The 15979-nt window shown below is 52.2% G+C and carries 13 protein-coding genes and 1 pseudogene; 13 read left to right on the forward strand and 1 reads right to left on the reverse strand.

The window, feature by feature from the left end; translation table 11 throughout:
- Positions 1-85 precede the first annotated feature (85 nt).
- The 13 genes and pseudogenes from serC to OGV94_RS18090 all read left to right on the forward strand — a co-directional run bounded on the left by serC (position 86) and on the right by OGV94_RS18090 (position 15053).
- Positions 86-1174 (forward strand): 3-phosphoserine/phosphohydroxythreonine transaminase, encoded by a 1089-nt coding sequence (gene serC, locus OGV94_RS18030; RefSeq protein WP_043015757.1) that lies wholly within the window; start codon positions 86-88, stop codon positions 1172-1174.
- Between the two features lie 69 nt (positions 1175-1243).
- Positions 1244-2527, forward strand: coding sequence for a 3-phosphoshikimate 1-carboxyvinyltransferase (gene aroA / locus OGV94_RS18035; RefSeq protein WP_087051457.1), 1284 nt, complete (start codon positions 1244-1246; stop codon positions 2525-2527).
- 140 nt (positions 2528-2667) lie between these two features.
- Entirely contained in the window at positions 2668-3429 is a 762-nt protein-coding gene (loiP, locus tag OGV94_RS18040; RefSeq protein ID WP_048225883.1) for a metalloprotease LoiP, read from the forward strand.
- Between the two features lie 171 nt (positions 3430-3600).
- Positions 3601-4284 carry a (d)CMP kinase gene (cmk, locus tag OGV94_RS18045; protein ID WP_005123561.1) on the forward strand — a complete coding sequence of 228 codons (684 nt, stop codon included), beginning with the start codon at positions 3601-3603 and terminating at the stop codon, positions 4282-4284.
- A gap of 113 nt (positions 4285-4397) precedes the next feature.
- On the forward strand, positions 4398-6071 hold the full coding sequence (rpsA, locus tag OGV94_RS18050; RefSeq protein WP_003035776.1) for a 30S ribosomal protein S1: 1674 nt from the start codon (positions 4398-4400) through the stop codon (positions 6069-6071).
- A gap of 160 nt (positions 6072-6231) precedes the next feature.
- Positions 6232-6516 carry an integration host factor subunit beta gene (ihfB, locus tag OGV94_RS18055; protein WP_003035780.1) on the forward strand — a complete coding sequence of 95 codons (285 nt, stop codon included), beginning with the start codon at positions 6232-6234 and terminating at the stop codon, positions 6514-6516.
- Positions 6517-6722: 206 nt separating this feature from the next.
- Positions 6723-8986 (forward strand): annotated as a pseudogene (locus OGV94_RS18060) (ComEC family protein).
- 36 nt (positions 8987-9022) lie between these two features.
- On the forward strand, positions 9023-10771 hold the full coding sequence (gene msbA, locus OGV94_RS18065) for a lipid A ABC transporter ATP-binding protein/permease MsbA (protein WP_043015761.1): 1749 nt from the start codon (positions 9023-9025) through the stop codon (positions 10769-10771).
- Positions 10768-11745: a tetraacyldisaccharide 4'-kinase gene (lpxK, locus tag OGV94_RS18070; RefSeq protein ID WP_087051461.1), complete on the forward strand. Its 978-nt coding sequence runs from the start codon at positions 10768-10770 to the stop codon at positions 11743-11745. The genes msbA and lpxK overlap by 4 nt, the downstream gene beginning before the upstream one ends.
- 41 nt (positions 11746-11786) lie before the next feature.
- On the forward strand, positions 11787-13019 hold the full coding sequence (locus tag OGV94_RS18075; protein ID WP_043015763.1) for a winged helix-turn-helix domain-containing protein: 1233 nt from the start codon (positions 11787-11789) through the stop codon (positions 13017-13019).
- Positions 13020-13070: 51 nt separating this feature from the next.
- Positions 13071-13253 carry a protein YcaR gene (gene ycaR, locus OGV94_RS18080; RefSeq protein WP_003035793.1) on the forward strand — a complete coding sequence of 61 codons (183 nt, stop codon included), beginning with the start codon at positions 13071-13073 and terminating at the stop codon, positions 13251-13253.
- Entirely contained in the window at positions 13250-13996 is a 747-nt protein-coding gene (gene kdsB / locus OGV94_RS18085) for a 3-deoxy-manno-octulosonate cytidylyltransferase (protein ID WP_043015764.1), read from the forward strand. Before ycaR ends, kdsB begins: the two co-directional genes overlap by 4 nt.
- A gap of 163 nt (positions 13997-14159) precedes the next feature.
- Positions 14160-15053 (forward strand): YcbJ family phosphotransferase, encoded by an 894-nt coding sequence (locus tag OGV94_RS18090; RefSeq protein ID WP_043015765.1) that lies wholly within the window; start codon positions 14160-14162, stop codon positions 15051-15053.
- A 93-nt stretch (positions 15054-15146) separates the two neighbouring features.
- Here the strand turns inward: OGV94_RS18090 and elyC are convergent, their stop codons facing one another.
- Positions 15147-15911: an envelope biogenesis factor ElyC gene (elyC, locus tag OGV94_RS18095; protein WP_043015766.1), complete on the reverse strand. Its 765-nt coding sequence runs from the start codon at positions 15909-15911 to the stop codon at positions 15147-15149.
- Positions 15912-15979: the final 68 nt, after the last annotated feature.

Genomic DNA, 15979 nt, shown 5'->3' on the forward strand with positions numbered 1-15979 from the left:
GGAATAACTTATACCAATGTCTGTCACCGGATTATCGTCAATGACAGGATGTTGATTGGACAACAACACAACGTGGTGAGGGGAAATGGCTCAGGTCTTCAATTTTAGCTCAGGTCCGGCAATGTTACCGGCAGAAGTTCTTAAACTGGCTCAACAGGATCTTCGCGACTGGAACGGTCTTGGCACGTCGGTGATGGAAATTAGCCATCGTGGCAAAGAATTCATCCAGGTCGCAGAAGAAGCGGAGCAGGATTTTCGCGATCTTCTCAGCATCCCCTCCAACTATAAAGTGTTATTCTGCCATGGCGGTGGTCGCGGACAATTCGCCGGTATCCCGTTAAATATTCTCGGTGATAAAACAACTGCGGATTACGTCGATGCCGGTTACTGGGCCGCCAGCGCAATTAAAGAAGCGAAAAAGTACTGCACGCCAAACGTTATCGATGCCAAAGTTACCGTTGACGGACTGCGCGCTGTTAAGCCAATGAGCGAATGGCAGCTTTCTGACAACGCGGCGTATCTGCACTATTGTCCGAATGAAACCATCGATGGTATTGCGATCGAAGAAACGCCGAATTTTGCCAGCAACGTGGTGGTCACGGCGGATCTGTCCTCTACCATTCTTTCCGCACCGCTTGACGTTAGCCGCTATGGCGTAATTTACGCCGGGGCGCAGAAAAACATCGGCCCGGCCGGGCTGACAATTGTTATCGTACGCGAAGATTTGCTGGGTAAAGCCCATGTGTCCTGCCCGTCAATCCTCGACTATACCGTGCTGAACGACAACGACTCCATGTTCAATACGCCGCCAACCTTTGCCTGGTATTTATCTGGCCTGGTCTTTAAATGGCTGAAAGAGCAGGGCGGTGTTAACGCGATGGATAAAATTAACCAGCAAAAAGCGGAACTGCTGTACGGCGTCATTGATAACAGTGATTTCTATCGTAACGATGTGGCGAAATCCAACCGTTCACGCATGAACGTCCCGTTCCAGTTGGCTGACAGCGCACTGGATAAACTCTTCCTGGAAGAGTCATTCGCTGCGGGTCTGCACGCGTTGAAAGGGCACCGTGTGGTCGGCGGTATGCGCGCGTCCATCTACAATGCAATGCCGCTTGAAGGTGTAAAAGCGCTGACCGATTTCATGGTCGATTTCGAGCGTCGCCGCGGTTAATCTGCTGTATTTTTCATCCCCACAGCCTGTCTGTGGGGTTTTTATGTCTGTTTTTGAGAGTCGAGTTTCATGGAATCCCTGACGTTACAACCCATTGCGCGGGTGGATGGCACCATCAATCTGCCTGGATCCAAAAGTGTTTCTAACCGCGCTTTGCTGCTGGCTGCATTAGCAAATGGCACCACTGTCCTGACCAACCTGCTGGACAGCGATGATGTCCGCCATATGCTTAATGCTCTGAATGCGTTAGGGATCAGCTATACCCTTTCTTCCGATCGCACGTGTTGCGAGATAATCGGTAACGGCGGTGCGCTGCACGCAGAAGGTGCAGTAGAGCTGTTCCTTGGCAATGCCGGAACCGCAATGCGCCCGCTGGCCGCAGCGTTATGTCTGGGCGCCAATGACATTGTGTTGACGGGCGAACCGCGCATGAAGGAGCGTCCAATTGGTCATCTGGTTGATGCGCTGCGCCAGGGCGGAGCGAATATTGAATACCTGGAGCAGGAAAACTATCCGCCTTTACGTTTGCGCGGTGGCTTCACCGGGGGACAGGTTGAGGTAGACGGTAGCGTATCCAGCCAATTCCTGACTGCGCTGTTGATGACTGCGCCGCTGGCGCCGCAGGATACGACGATCGCAATCAAAGGCGAACTGGTATCCAAACCTTACATTGATATCACACTGAACCTGATGAAAACGTTTGGTGTTGAAATTGAGAATCAGAACTACCAGCGCTTTGTCGTACAAGGGCAGCAGCAGTATCAGTCTCCGGGGGCATATCTGGTCGAAGGTGATGCTTCTTCCGCCTCCTATTTCCTCGCGGCGGGGGCCATTAAAGGCGGTACGGTAAAAGTAACCGGGATTGGCCGCAACAGTATGCAGGGCGATATTCGCTTCGCTGATGTACTGGAAAAAATGGGGGCGACTATTACCTGGGGCGATGACTTTATTGCCTGTACCCACGGTGAACTCAATGCGGTAGATATGGATATGAACCATATTCCTGATGCGGCGATGACTATTGCTACGGCTGCGCTGTTCGCAAAAGGGACGACCACACTGCGTAACATCTACAACTGGCGCGTCAAAGAGACCGACCGCCTGTTCGCGATGGCGACTGAGCTGCGTAAAGTGGGCGCGACCGTTGAAGAGGGCGAAGACTATATTCGCGTCACGCCGCCTGTGGCGTTACAGTTTGCAGATATCGCGACCTACAACGATCACCGCATGGCGATGTGTTTCTCGCTGGTGGCGCTCTCTGACACGCCGGTGACCATTCTGGATCCGAAATGTACGGCCAAAACCTTCCCGGATTATTTCGAACAGCTGGCGCGTATTAGTACTCCTGCCTGATTCTCCCGGAACGCCGGTCCTCCAGGACTGGCGTTCCGAGGTCCGTAACCGCACTGTTTTTATGCTTTCAACTAATGCTAATTTGTTGATGATTTAACTTATTTATTTGTTTTTACTATAAATATCAACGGAAGATTAGCATGAAGCATAAATCACTCTTTTTGGCGTTAGCAGTTTCCGCCACGTTGCTGGCTGGTTGTAAAAATGGTGTGAATGGCGACCTTGTTGCCAGTTCCGGTATGGCTGCTTATAAAGCAGCGACACTTTCTGATGCTGATGTCAAAGCCCTCTCTAACAGTTCATGTAAGCAGATGGATAGCGAAAATCAGCTGGCGGGCGCGAAAAGCAAGTACACTAAGCGCCTGAATAAAATTGCGAAAGCGTTGGGGAATAACATTGATGGAACGCCGGTTAACTATAAAGTTTATATGACCAGTGATATCAATGCCTGGGCAATGGCGAATGGATGCGTACGTGTTTATTCGGGCTTGATGGACCTGATGACCGACAATGAAATAGAAGGCGTGCTGGGTCATGAGCTGGGCCATGTTTCTTTAGGGCACTCGCGTAAAGCAATGCAGACCGCGTATGCCACTCTGGCTGCGCGTGATGCTATTTCTGCGACCAGCGGTGTCGCTTCTCAGCTTTCCCAGTCTCAGTTGGGCGATTTGGCAGAAGGCGTGATTAATTCAGCGTTCTCCCGTAGTCAGGAATCAGATGCGGATGACTTTTCCTATGACTTGCTGAAAAAACGCGGTATTGACCGTCAGGGCTTAGTGACTGCGTTTGATAAGTTTGCCACGATGGACGCAGGCCATGCCAAATCGCTGATGGATTCTCACCCAGCATCTGACGATCGCGCTCAGCATATGCGTGAACGCATCGCTGCAGATAAAAAGTAAATCAGTGTCATCTTCCGGGCTGGTTTCTCACCAGCCCGCTATAATTGCGCAATTCTTCCTCATATCGTTACAGACTAATCGGGTTTTTACACTCTGTGTTAACGATTATTTGCGTTGGCGCGTATAATGCGCGGCGTTCACGTTAACGTATGCCCGTTTAAGGAGAAAAAGATGACGGCAATTGCCCCGGTTATTACCATTGATGGCCCAAGCGGTGCAGGTAAAGGCACCTTGTGCAAGGCAATGGCGGAAGCATTGCAGTGGCATCTGTTAGATTCAGGCGCGATCTACCGCGTACTGGCGCTCGCAGCGTTGCATCACCATGTTGATGTCACATCTGAAGATGCCCTGGTACCGCTTGCCTCACACCTGGATGTGCGTTTTATCTCAACGGACGGCAACCTTGAAGTCATTCTGGAAGGTGAAGATGTCAGCGGCGAAATCCGCACCCAGGAAGTGGCGAATGCCGCCTCTCAGGTCGCTGCGTTTCCTCGCGTACGTGAAGCGCTGTTACGCCGTCAACGCGCGTTTCGTGAAGCGCCCGGTCTGATCGCCGACGGACGTGACATGGGGACCGTGGTGTTCCCGGATGCGCCGGTGAAAATTTTTCTGGACGCCTCCTCGCAAGAACGTGCGCATAGACGTATGCTACAGTTGCAGGAAAAGGGCTTTAGTGTTAACTTTGAACGCCTTTTGGCCGAGATCGAAGAACGCGATTATCGCGATCGTAACCGTGCTGTAGCGCCGCTGGTTCCCGCTGCTGATGCTTTAGTTTTGGATTCAACCCGATTAAGCATTGAGCAAGTGATTGAAAAAGCGTTACAATACGCGCGCCAAAAACTGGCACTCGCTTAAGTGCGACCGAATTTGCAGTACCCCCGTTGCAATGGATTGACAGCGGGTATGTTAAACAACCCCATCCGGCATGGAGCCAGGTGGACGTTAAATATGAAACCTGAAGATTAAACATGACTGAATCTTTTGCTCAACTGTTTGAAGAATCCTTAAAAGAAATCGAAACCCGTCCGGGTTCCATCGTTCGTGGTGTTGTTGTTGCTATCGACAAAGACGTAGTACTGGTTGACGCTGGTCTGAAATCTGAGTCCGCCATTCCGGCAGAGCAGTTCAAAAACGCCCAGGGCGAGCTGGAAATCCAGGTTGGTGACGAAGTTGACGTTGCTCTGGATGCAGTAGAAGACGGCTTCGGTGAAACCCTGCTGTCCCGTGAAAAAGCTAAACGTCACGAAGCTTGGATCACGCTGGAAAAAGCTTACGAAGAAGCTGCAACCGTTACTGGTGTTATCAATGGCAAAGTCAAGGGTGGCTTCACTGTTGAGCTGAATGGTATTCGCGCGTTCCTGCCGGGTTCCCTGGTAGACGTTCGTCCGGTCCGCGACACGCTGCACCTGGAAGGCAAAGAGCTTGAATTCAAAGTAATCAAGCTGGATCAGAAGCGTAACAACGTTGTTGTTTCCCGTCGTGCCGTTATCGAATCCGAAAACAGCGCAGAGCGCGATCAGCTGCTGGAAAACCTGCAGGAAGGCATGGAAGTTAAAGGTATCGTTAAGAACCTCACTGACTACGGTGCATTCGTTGATCTGGGTGGCGTTGACGGCCTGCTGCACATCACCGACATGGCATGGAAACGCGTTAAGCATCCGAGCGAAATCGTAAACGTTGGCGACGAAATCACTGTTAAAGTGCTGAAGTTCGACCGCGAGCGTACTCGTGTATCTCTGGGCCTGAAACAGCTGGGCGAAGATCCATGGGTAGCTATCGCTAAGCGTTATCCAGAAGGTACCAAACTGACTGGTCGCGTGACCAACCTGACCGACTACGGCTGCTTCGTTGAAATCGAAGAAGGCGTTGAAGGCCTGGTTCACGTTTCCGAAATGGATTGGACCAACAAAAACATCCACCCGTCCAAAGTTGTTAACGTTGGCGATGTAGTGGAAGTTATGGTTCTGGATATCGACGAAGAACGTCGTCGTATCTCCCTGGGTCTGAAGCAGTGCAAAAACAACCCATGGCAGCAGTTCGCGGAAACCCACAACAAGGGCGACCGTGTTGAAGGTAAAATCAAGTCTATCACTGACTTCGGTATCTTCATCGGCCTGGACGGCGGCATCGACGGCCTGGTTCACCTGTCTGACATCTCCTGGAACGTTGCAGGCGAAGAAGCAGTTCGTGAATACAAAAAAGGCGACGAAATCGCAGCAGTTGTTCTGCAGGTTGACGCAGAGCGTGAGCGTATCTCTCTGGGCGTTAAACAGCTCGCAGAAGATCCGTTCAACAACTGGGTTGCACTGAACAAGAAAGGCGCAATCGTAAACGGTAAAGTCACTGCAGTTGACGCTAAAGGCGCAACCGTAGAACTGGCTGACGGCGTTGAAGGTTACCTGCGCGCTTCTGAAGCTTCCCGCGACCGCGTTGAAGATGCAACTCTGGTTCTGAGCGTTGGCGACGACGTTGAAGCTAAATTCACCGGCGTTGATCGTAAGAACCGCGCAATCAGCCTGTCTGTTCGTGCTAAAGACGAAGCTGATGAGAAAGATGCAATCGCAACTGTTAACAAACAGGAAGATGCTAACTTCTCTAACAACGCAATGGCTGAAGCTTTCAAAGCAGCTAAAGGCGAGTAATATCGAGTGCTCCTAAATCCTTTGTGCTGTTAACAGCACAAAGGGTGACGAGTAGCTTGACAGATTACAGGATTCGTCCTGTAATCAATGACAAAGGGCGGCTAAGGCCGCCCTTAATCAATGCAGCAGCTAATTATGCCTTTAAGGAACCGGAGGAATCATGACCAAGTCAGAATTGATTGAAAGACTTGCAACCCAGCAACCTCATATTCCCGCGAAAGCGGTTGAAGATGCAGTGAAAGAAATGCTGGAACATATGGCCTCGACTCTTGCGCAGGGCGAGCGTATTGAAATCCGCGGTTTCGGCAGCTTCTCTTTGCATTACCGCGCACCGCGCACCGGACGTAATCCGAAGACCGGTGATAAAGTGGATCTGGAAGGAAAATACGTTCCGCACTTTAAACCAGGTAAAGAACTGCGCGATCGCGCCAATATTTACGGTTAAGTTTTTAGCGAGACTTAACGCCGAGAAAAGCACCCGCATGGGTGCTTTTTTCATTTCTGCCTGCCCATCCTGGAATCCTCCTCCCAGTTAATTTGTACGTTACATGCGCTGTTAAATACCAGCGGAACACACGCCGTATAACGCTAAATTGGCACCAGACAACCGGCGCATATTACCGCACACTTCCTGTTACAGGGAGGTGACTGATGAAAATAACAACGGTTGGTACGTGTGCATTATTCGGCATTCTCCCGCTTATGCTCTTACCTGGGCTACCTGACATGCTGTGCATCAGCGTCGTATTTTGCCTGTTATGCTTGCTCTGTCTTATTTCTCGCAGGCCTGTACGTTTCGCCGGTGTAACTCTGCTGTTTTTTCTTTGGGGCGTTCTCGCTGCGAAAGATGCGCTGTGGGCCGGTAATACGCTGCCTGCGACAAACCAGCAGGCTATCGTGCGGATAACTGCAACCGATAACATGACAACGCACTACGGCCAGATCACGCATCTGCAGGGGAAGCGGATATTTCCCGCCATCGGAATTATTCTGTATGGACAGTACTTACCCGACGACGTTTGCGCGGGTCAGACATGGGCGATGACGCTGAAGGTTCGGGCTGTACATGGCCAATTGAACGAGGGCGGGTTTGATAGCCAGCGTTACGCGTTGGCGCAGCACCTGCCGCTGACGGGAAGATTTTTGCAGGCTTCGGTTATCTCACCACAATGCAGTTTGCGTTCGCGGTATCTCTCCTCGCTGAAAACTGCGCTCGCCGATTATCCCTGGCAGCAAGTCATATTGGGTCTGGGAATGGGGGAGCGTTTATCGGTGTCACAAGAGGTGAAAACCATTATGCGTGATACCGGTACGACCCATTTGATGGCGATTTCCGGGCTGCATATTGCGTTTGCCGCACTTCTGGCTGCAGGGTTAGTTCGCGCGGGACAATTTTTTATGCCAGCCAGTTGGATTTGCTGGCAGGTTCCTTTAGTGGGTGGGGTAGTCTGTGCAACATTCTATGCCTGGCTAACGGGACTACAGCCCCCGGCATTACGGACGGTTGTTGCGCTACTGGTCTGGGGGGCGCTAAAACTCAGTGGCAGGCAGTGGAATGGATGGTCGGTTTGGGTCTGCTGTCTGGCAGCCATTCTGGTGGTGGATCCTGTCGCCGTTCTTTCACAGAGTCTGTGGTTGTCTGCTTTTGCCGTTGCGGCACTGCTGTTCTGGTATCAATGGGTTCCAATGCCAGATTGGCCGCTATCGCGCGTTGGACGTCAATTTCTGGCGCTTGCTCATTTGCAATTGGGTATTACGCTTCTGCTTCTGCCAGTACAAATCGCGATGTTTCATGGTTTCAGCCTGACCTCATTTCTGGCGAATTTATTCGCCGTACCTCTGGTCACCTTTATTTCCGTACCGTTGATATTAGCAGGCATGATCGTGCATTTAACCGGGCTGGCGATGATTGAATCGGGCTTGTGGTATTCAGCAGATCGCTCGCTGGCGCTGTTATTTTGGGGCTCAGGAGCCTGCCTGAAGGGTGGATCAATATTGATGCACGTTGGCAATGGCTTGCATTTTTACCCGCACTCCTGCTCATCGTATATCGATTGAACGTCTGGCGAACGCTACCGGTAGTTTGTGTCACAGTGCCCCTTTTATTGAGCAGCCCGTTCTGGCAAACGTCACGTACTGACGTGTGGCAAGTGCATATGCTGGATGTCGGGCAGGGGCTGGCGATGGTGATTGCGCGTAATGGGAAAGCGCTGCTTTACGATACTGGTCTGGCATGGCCTGAAGGCGATAGCGCGCAACAGCTGATTATTCCGTGGTTACGCTGGCACAATCTGGAGCCGCAAGGGGTAATTTTAAGCCATGAGCATATGGATCACCGGGGTGGGTTGCGCTCGCTGCAGCAAGCCTGGCCGTCGTTATGGATAAGAAGTCCGTTAGGTTGGGAAGGGCATCTTCCGTGCTTTCGTGGGGAACGCTGGCAGTGGCAAGGGTTAACCTTCACTGCGCACTGGCCGGTACGTGGAAGCACAGATGCGGGGAATAACCACTCCTGCGTGGTAAAGGTCGATGATGGGAATCAGAGTATTCTGCTGACCGGCGATATTGAGTCTCCCGCTGAACAAAAAATGCTAAGTCACTATTGGCAGCATCTGCAGTCTACGGTGGTGCAGGTTCCGCATCATGGCAGCAATACCTCATCATCACTGGCGCTGATTCAGCGGGTGGGCGGACAGGCCGCGTTAGCCTCTGCATCCCGTTATAATGCCTGGCGTCTACCGTCCTGGAAAGTGGAGCAACGTTATCGACAACAAAATTATCAATGGCTGGATACACCACATCAGGGGCAGATTACGCTGGATTTTTATCCAAAAAACTGGCGAGTACGTAGCTTGCGGGATCAGATTTTACCTCGTTGGTATCATCAGTGGTTTGGCGTGTCGGATGATAACGGGTAGAATATGCGGCTATTCTAACAAATGCTGGTTTTTTGAATGCATAACGATAAAGATCTCTCTACGTGGCAGACGTTTCGCCGACTATGGCCAACCATAGCGCCTTTTAAATCGGGTCTGATCGTGGCGGGTATAGCGTTAATACTTAACGCGGCCAGCGATACCTTCATGCTATCGCTCCTTAAGCCATTACTGGATGATGGTTTTGGTAAAACGGATCGCTCGGTGCTGCTGTGGATGCCGCTGGTGGTCATTGGACTAATGGTTCTCCGCGGCTTTACCAGCTATGTTTCTAGTTACTGCATCTCATGGGTGTCAGGCAAAGTGGTCATGACCATGCGTCGCCGCTTGTTTGGTCATATGATGGGTATGCCGGTCTCCTTTTTTGATAAGCAGTCTACAGGTACGCTGCTGTCACGTATTACCTATGATTCAGAGCAGGTAGCGTCCTCGTCTTCCGGCGCGCTGATCACCGTGGTACGTGAAGGGGCTTCAATTATTGGCCTGTTTATCATGATGTTTTATTACAGCTGGCAACTGTCGTTGATCCTGATTGTACTGGCGCCAATTGTTTCAGTGGCTATTCGTATAGTTTCTAAGCGCTTTCGTAGCATCAGTAAAAACATGCAAAACACCATGGGGCAGGTTACGACCAGTGCGGAGCAGATGCTAAAAGGGCACAAAGAAGTTCTGATTTTTGGTGGTCAGGAAGTCGAAACCAAGCGCTTCGATAAAGTCAGCAACAAGATGCGCTTGCAGGGCATGAAGATGGTTTCTGCCTCTTCTATCTCCGATCCTATCATCCAGCTGATCGCGTCTCTGGCGCTGGCCTTCGTGTTGTATGCAGCCAGCTTCCCAAGCGTGATGGAAAACCTGACAGCAGGGACAATTACGGTTGTCTTCTCGTCAATGATCGCGCTGATGCGTCCATTGAAATCGCTGACCAACGTCAACGCGCAGTTCCAGCGCGGTATGGCGGCATGCCAGACCTTATTTACGATTCTGGATAGCGAGCAGGAAAAAGACGAAGGTACACGCGTAATCGAACGTGCTACCGGTAATCTTGAGTTCCGCAACGTGACTTTCACCTATCCAGGACGTGAAGTGCCTGCGCTGCGCAACATCAACCTGAACATTCCAGCGGGCAAAACCGTTGCTTTGGTTGGGCGTTCGGGTTCAGGGAAATCCACCATCGCCAGCCTGATTACGCGCTTCTACGATATTGATGAAGGGCAGATCCTGATGGACGGACACGATCTGCGCGAATATACCCTGGCATCCCTGCGCGATCAGGTTGCATTGGTTTCGCAGAATGTGCACCTGTTTAACGATACGGTTGCCAACAACATCGCCTATGCGCGTACCGATTTGTACAGCCGCGAGCAGATCGAAAAAGCGGCGCAAATGGCCTACGCCATGGATTTCATCAACAAGATGGACAATGGCCTCGATACGGTGATTGGCGAAAACGGCGTCCTGCTTTCCGGTGGTCAGCGCCAGCGTATCGCTATCGCACGCGCCTTGTTGCGTGACAGTCCGATTCTGATCCTTGATGAAGCAACGTCGGCACTCGATACCGAATCTGAACGCGCGATTCAGGCTGCTCTGGATGAGTTACAGAAAAACCGTACTTCTCTGGTGATTGCCCACCGCCTTTCTACCATCGAACAGGCGGATGAAATCATCGTGGTGGAAGACGGTATTATTGTTGAGCGCGGAACCCATAGCGAGCTGATTGAGCAGCGTGGGGTGTATGCGCAATTACACAAAATGCAATTCGGTCAATGATCGCACGAATCTGGTCTGGTGAGTCGCCGCTGTGGCGACTGTTACTCCCACTCTCCTGGTTGTATGGCCTGGTGAGTGGCGGGATCCGTTTATGCTACAAGCTTGGGATTAAACGCGCATGGCGTGCGCCAGTGCCGGTTGTGGTGGTCGGAAACCTAACCGCCGGCGGCAATGGCAAAACACCGGTGGTGATTTGGCTGGTTGAACAACTACGGCAACGTGGGATCCGCGTGGGCGTGGTGTCGCGTGGTTATGGCGGGAAAGCGCCTGCTTATCCACTGTTGCTGACCGCTGATACTACTACCGCAGAAGCGGGCGATGAACCGGTGCTGATCGCCCAACGTACCGGCGTGCCGGTGGCGGTATCCCCGGTAAGATCGGATGCGGTAAAAGCCATTTTGGCCCAACATGACGTGCAGATTATTGTGACAGACGATGGTCTACAGCACTATCGTCTGGCGCGAGATGTTGAAATCGTGGTTATTGATGGCGAACGTCGGTTTGGCAATGGCTGGTGGCTTCCCGCTGGTCCTATGCGGGAGCGCGCAGGTCGGCTTAAATCGGTTGATGCGACTATCGTTAACGGTGGCGTTGCGCAGCCAGGGGAAATCCCTATGCGACTTGAACCGGGGCTGGCCGTTAATTTACGCACGGGTGAACGCCGCGATGTGGCGCAGTTGACCAATATTGTCGCCATGGCGGGCATTGGCCACCCACCGCGTTTTTTTGCCACGCTGCAAGCGTGTGGTGCCAGCATACAAAAAAGCATTGCGCTGGCAGACCATCAGTCTCTGACCTACAGTGACGTCAGTGCGTTTGTAGACGCCGGACAAACGCTGGTAATGACGGAAAAAGATGCGGTTAAGTGCCGGGCATTTGCCGATGAAAACTGGTGGTATTTACCTGTTGACGCTCATTTGTCAGGCGATCGGCCTGATGTGTTGTTGGATAACTTAATCTCGCTGACTCGCTAACTGATTCACGCTGCGGCAGCGAATCATTTATGAGGCCATAAATGTCGTTGCCGCGTCTTTCTTTGACGGATGCCCGTCATCTTCACCTTGCCGCTCAAGGGCTGCTTAAAAAAACACGCCGTCGGGCAACCCCAGCAGATATTCTTACCACCATTTCTCGCATGTCGTTACTGCAAATCGATACCATCAATATTGTGGCGCGCAGCCCTTACCTGGTGCTGTTTAGTCGTTTGGGCGATTATTCCCCCCAGTGGCTGGATGACGCATTGCAGCAGGGCGCATTGATGGAATACTGGGCGCACGAGGCCTGTTTTTTGCCGCGCAGCGACTTTATGCTGATACGCCACCGCATGCTGGCCCCGGAGAAAATGGGCTGGAAATATAAAGCGGAATGGATGAAAGAACATGCGCATGAAATTGAGCAACTGCTCCAGCACATCCAACATAACGGACCAGTACGCTCTGCCGATTTTGAGCATCCGCGCAAGGGGGCCAGCGGCTGGTGGGAATGGAAGCCGCATAAGCGTCATCTTGAAGGGCTGTTCACTGCCGGGAAAGTCATGGTGGTGGAAAGGCGTAATTTCCAGCGAGTGTATGATCTAACCCATCGCGTCATGCCGCACTGGGATGATGAACGCGACCTGCTTTCGCAGGAGGATGCTGAAAGCGCCATGCTGGATAACAGCGCCCGTAGCCTGGGGATTTTTCGCGAACAGTGGCTGGCAGACTACTACCGTCTCAAGCGCCCGGCGCTAAAAAACTGGTGTAACGTGCGCGCGCAGCAGCAACAAATTATTCCTGTCGACGTCGAAGGGCTGGGAACCCTGTGGCTGCACAGTCACTTTCAGCCGCTGCTGGAGCAGGCGCTGGCGGGTAAATTAACGGCGACCCATAGCGCAGTATTATCGCCCTTTGATCCGGTGGTTTGGGATCGTAAACGGGCAGAACAGCTATTCGATTTTAGCTACCGGCTGGAATGTTATACACCGGCGCCGAAACGTCAGTATGGTTATTTCGTCTTGCCGTTGCTGCATCGCGGGCAATTAGTTGGGCGGATGGATGCCAAAATGCACCGCAAAACGGGCGTGCTGGATGTGATTTCATTGTGGTTACAGGATGACGTCAAACCTGGGGTTACTCTGCAAAAAGGATTGTTTCAGGCGATTGATGATTTTGCCCGCTGGCAGCAGGCAACACGCGTGACGCTGGGACGCTATCCTGAAGGTTTATTTGCTGATGTACGCCATGGTTGGGAAATAGACCCAGCCCTTTAAGCGATTATGTTAATATTTACGGATTCACAATCCGGTCCATCTGGAGGAACTATGGATCATCGTCTGCTTGAAATCATTGCCTGCCCGGTATGCAATGGCAAACTCTGGTTTAACCAGGAAAAACAGGAACTGATTTGTAAACTGGATAACCTTGCTTTCCCACTGCGTGATGGTATTCCCGTTTTACTGGAAACCGAAGCCCGCGTTCTGACTGCTGATGAGAGTAAATCATGAGTTTTGTGGTCATTATTCCTGCGCGATATGCGTCCACACGTTTGCCGGGCAAGCCGCTGTTGGATATCAACGGCAAGCCGATGATCGTGCATGTTCTGGAGCGTGCGCGTGAATCTGGCGCTGAACGTATTATCGTTGCGACCGATCACGAAGATGTCGCTCGCGCGGTAGAAGCGGTGGGTGGCGAAGTATGCATGACTCGCGCCGATCACCAGTCCGGTACGGAGCGTCTGGCGGAAGTCGTCGAGAAATGTGGTTTTAGCGACGATACCGTTATTGTGAATGTACAGGGTGATGAGCCGATGATCCCGGCGGTCATTATTCGCCAGGTCGCAGAGAATCTGGCGCAGCGCCAGGTCGGTATGGCGACACTTGCGGCTCCGATTCACAGTGCGGAAGAGGCATTTAACCCGAATGCGGTAAAAGTCGTTCTGGACGCCGAAGGGTATGCGCTCTATTTTTCACGCGCGACCATCCCGTGGGATCGCGATCGTTTTGCCAGGAGCCTGGAAACGGTGGGTGACACCTTCCTGCGCCATCTGGGTATTTACGGCTATCGCGCCGGTTTTATCCGCCGCTATGTTAACTGGCAGCCCAGCCCGCTTGAGCATATTGAAATGCTGGAGCAGCTACGTGTGCTGTGGTACGGCGAAAAAATTCACGTTGCCGTCGCCAAAGAAGTACCCGGTACCGGCGTAGACACTGCCGAAGATCTTGAGCGCGTTCGCGCCGAAATGCGTTAGTTTTTCTCACGACACTCCCCCTGGTAACGCGAATTTTTGGGAGGAGTGTCGTATCGTTACGCTTTCCCCCCACTTTTCTTTTCATCAATTGATCTCATCCGGGTGACATCTGTCTGCACGACGCTCATTATGAAAGCAGTAGCATTTATGAGGGCAATCTGAAATGGAACAGTTGCGTGCCGAACTCAGCCATCTGTTGGGTGAAAAACTCAGTCGTATAGAATGCGTGAATGAAAAAGCGGATACGGCCCTGTGGTCGCTGTATGACAGCCAGGGAAATCCGATGCCGCTGATGGCGAGGAGTTTCACCACGCCGGGTATGGCGCAGCAGCTGGCATGGAAAACCTCCATGCTGGCGCGCAGTGGTACGGTTCGAATGCCCGTCATTTATGGGGTCTTAACGCACGAGGAGCATCCCGGTCCTGATGTGTTGCTGCTTGAGCGTCTACGCGGCGTACCAGTGGAAGCGCCAGCCCGAACGCCTGAACGCTGGGAACATTTGAAAGATCAGATAGTAGAAGGTCTGCTGTCATGGCATCGGCAGGATAGCCGTGGCTGCGTGGGAATGGTGGATAACACGCAAGAGAATATCTGGCCATCCTGGTATCGTCAGCGCGTTGAGGTGCTGTGGACTACGCTAAATCAGTTCAACAATACCGGGCTGACGATGCAGGATAAGCGGATCCTGTTTCGCACCCGTGAGTGTTTGCCCGCCTTATTTGAAGGGTTCAATGATAACTGCGTGCTGATCCACGGTAATTTCAGTTTACGTAGCATGCTCAAAGACGCCCGCAGCGATCAGCTTCTGGCGATGGTGGGACCGGGGTTGATGCTGTGGGCGCCAAGAGAATATGAACTGTTTCGCCTGATGGATAATGCGCTGGCCGAAAGCCTGCTTTGGCAGTACCTGCAACGCGCGCCAGTGGCGGAGTCATTTATCTGGCGGCGCTGGTTGTACGTGTTATGGGATGAGGTCGCGCAACTGGTCAACACCGGACGTTTTAATCGCTCCAACTTTGACCTGGCGACAAAATCATTGCTGCCGTGGCTCGCCTGATGAACACGTGAACATCTTACGTGGCCTACAATTTTGCGCTGAACACGTAGGCCTGATAAGACGCGTCAGCGTCCCCATCAGGCAAAAATGCTATCAATGTTCCGATCCTTTTAGCCACTGCCAGATGCGTCCCAGGGTTTCATAACCCACACGATCGCTATGCATTAGCCAGACAGGTGAAGGAATTGCGCGCTCCCACGGATTAAGCGGTGAATCAATCGCTAACTGATTGGCCGGTGCTGGCAGCGGATGTAGCCCGGCCTGCTGGAAGAAAATCATGGCACGCGGCAAGTGTGAGGCAGAGGTTACCAGCAGGAACGGCGCGTGGCCGATGGCCTGCTTTACCGCTGCGGCTTCTTCTTCGGTATCTTTGGGTTGATCCAGGGTGATGATGTCATCGACTGGTACCCCCAGCGACTGCGCCACGTGGGCACCAACTTCTGCCGCACTTACGGTGTTGGTCTTTGCAACGCCTCCAGTGAAAATCATTTTCGACCCAGGATTGGCTCGCCACAAACGCAGCCCTTCATTCAGACGCGGAAGGCTGTTGTTGATCAGGTTAGAACTTGGCGCCCACTGAGGATTCCAGGTATACCCTCCGCCCAGCACTACAATGTATTCCACTTTTTGCGTATCCTGCCAGGTTGGATAACTGTCCTCAATTGGTTTCAGCAGACTGTCGGCGACGGGTTGTAAGCTAAGAAGTAACAGCGCCAGCCAACTCAGGCTAATACACACTTTCCCCGTTTTTTGAAAGCGGCTGAACCAGACCAGCGCCAGGCCGATGCCCATCACAAGCAGCATCAACGGAAGCGGCAGCATCATACCGCCAATCACTTTCTTCAGCGTAAAAAGCATTCTTTTTGGTTCCTTTTTTAACCATACAGCAGGGGATCTGCAGGGATATTACACCAGGAAGGTTCATT

This window comes from Citrobacter sp. Ce006, from assembly GCF_030336535.1.
Classification (GTDB): domain Bacteria; phylum Pseudomonadota; class Gammaproteobacteria; order Enterobacterales; family Enterobacteriaceae; genus Citrobacter; species Citrobacter europaeus.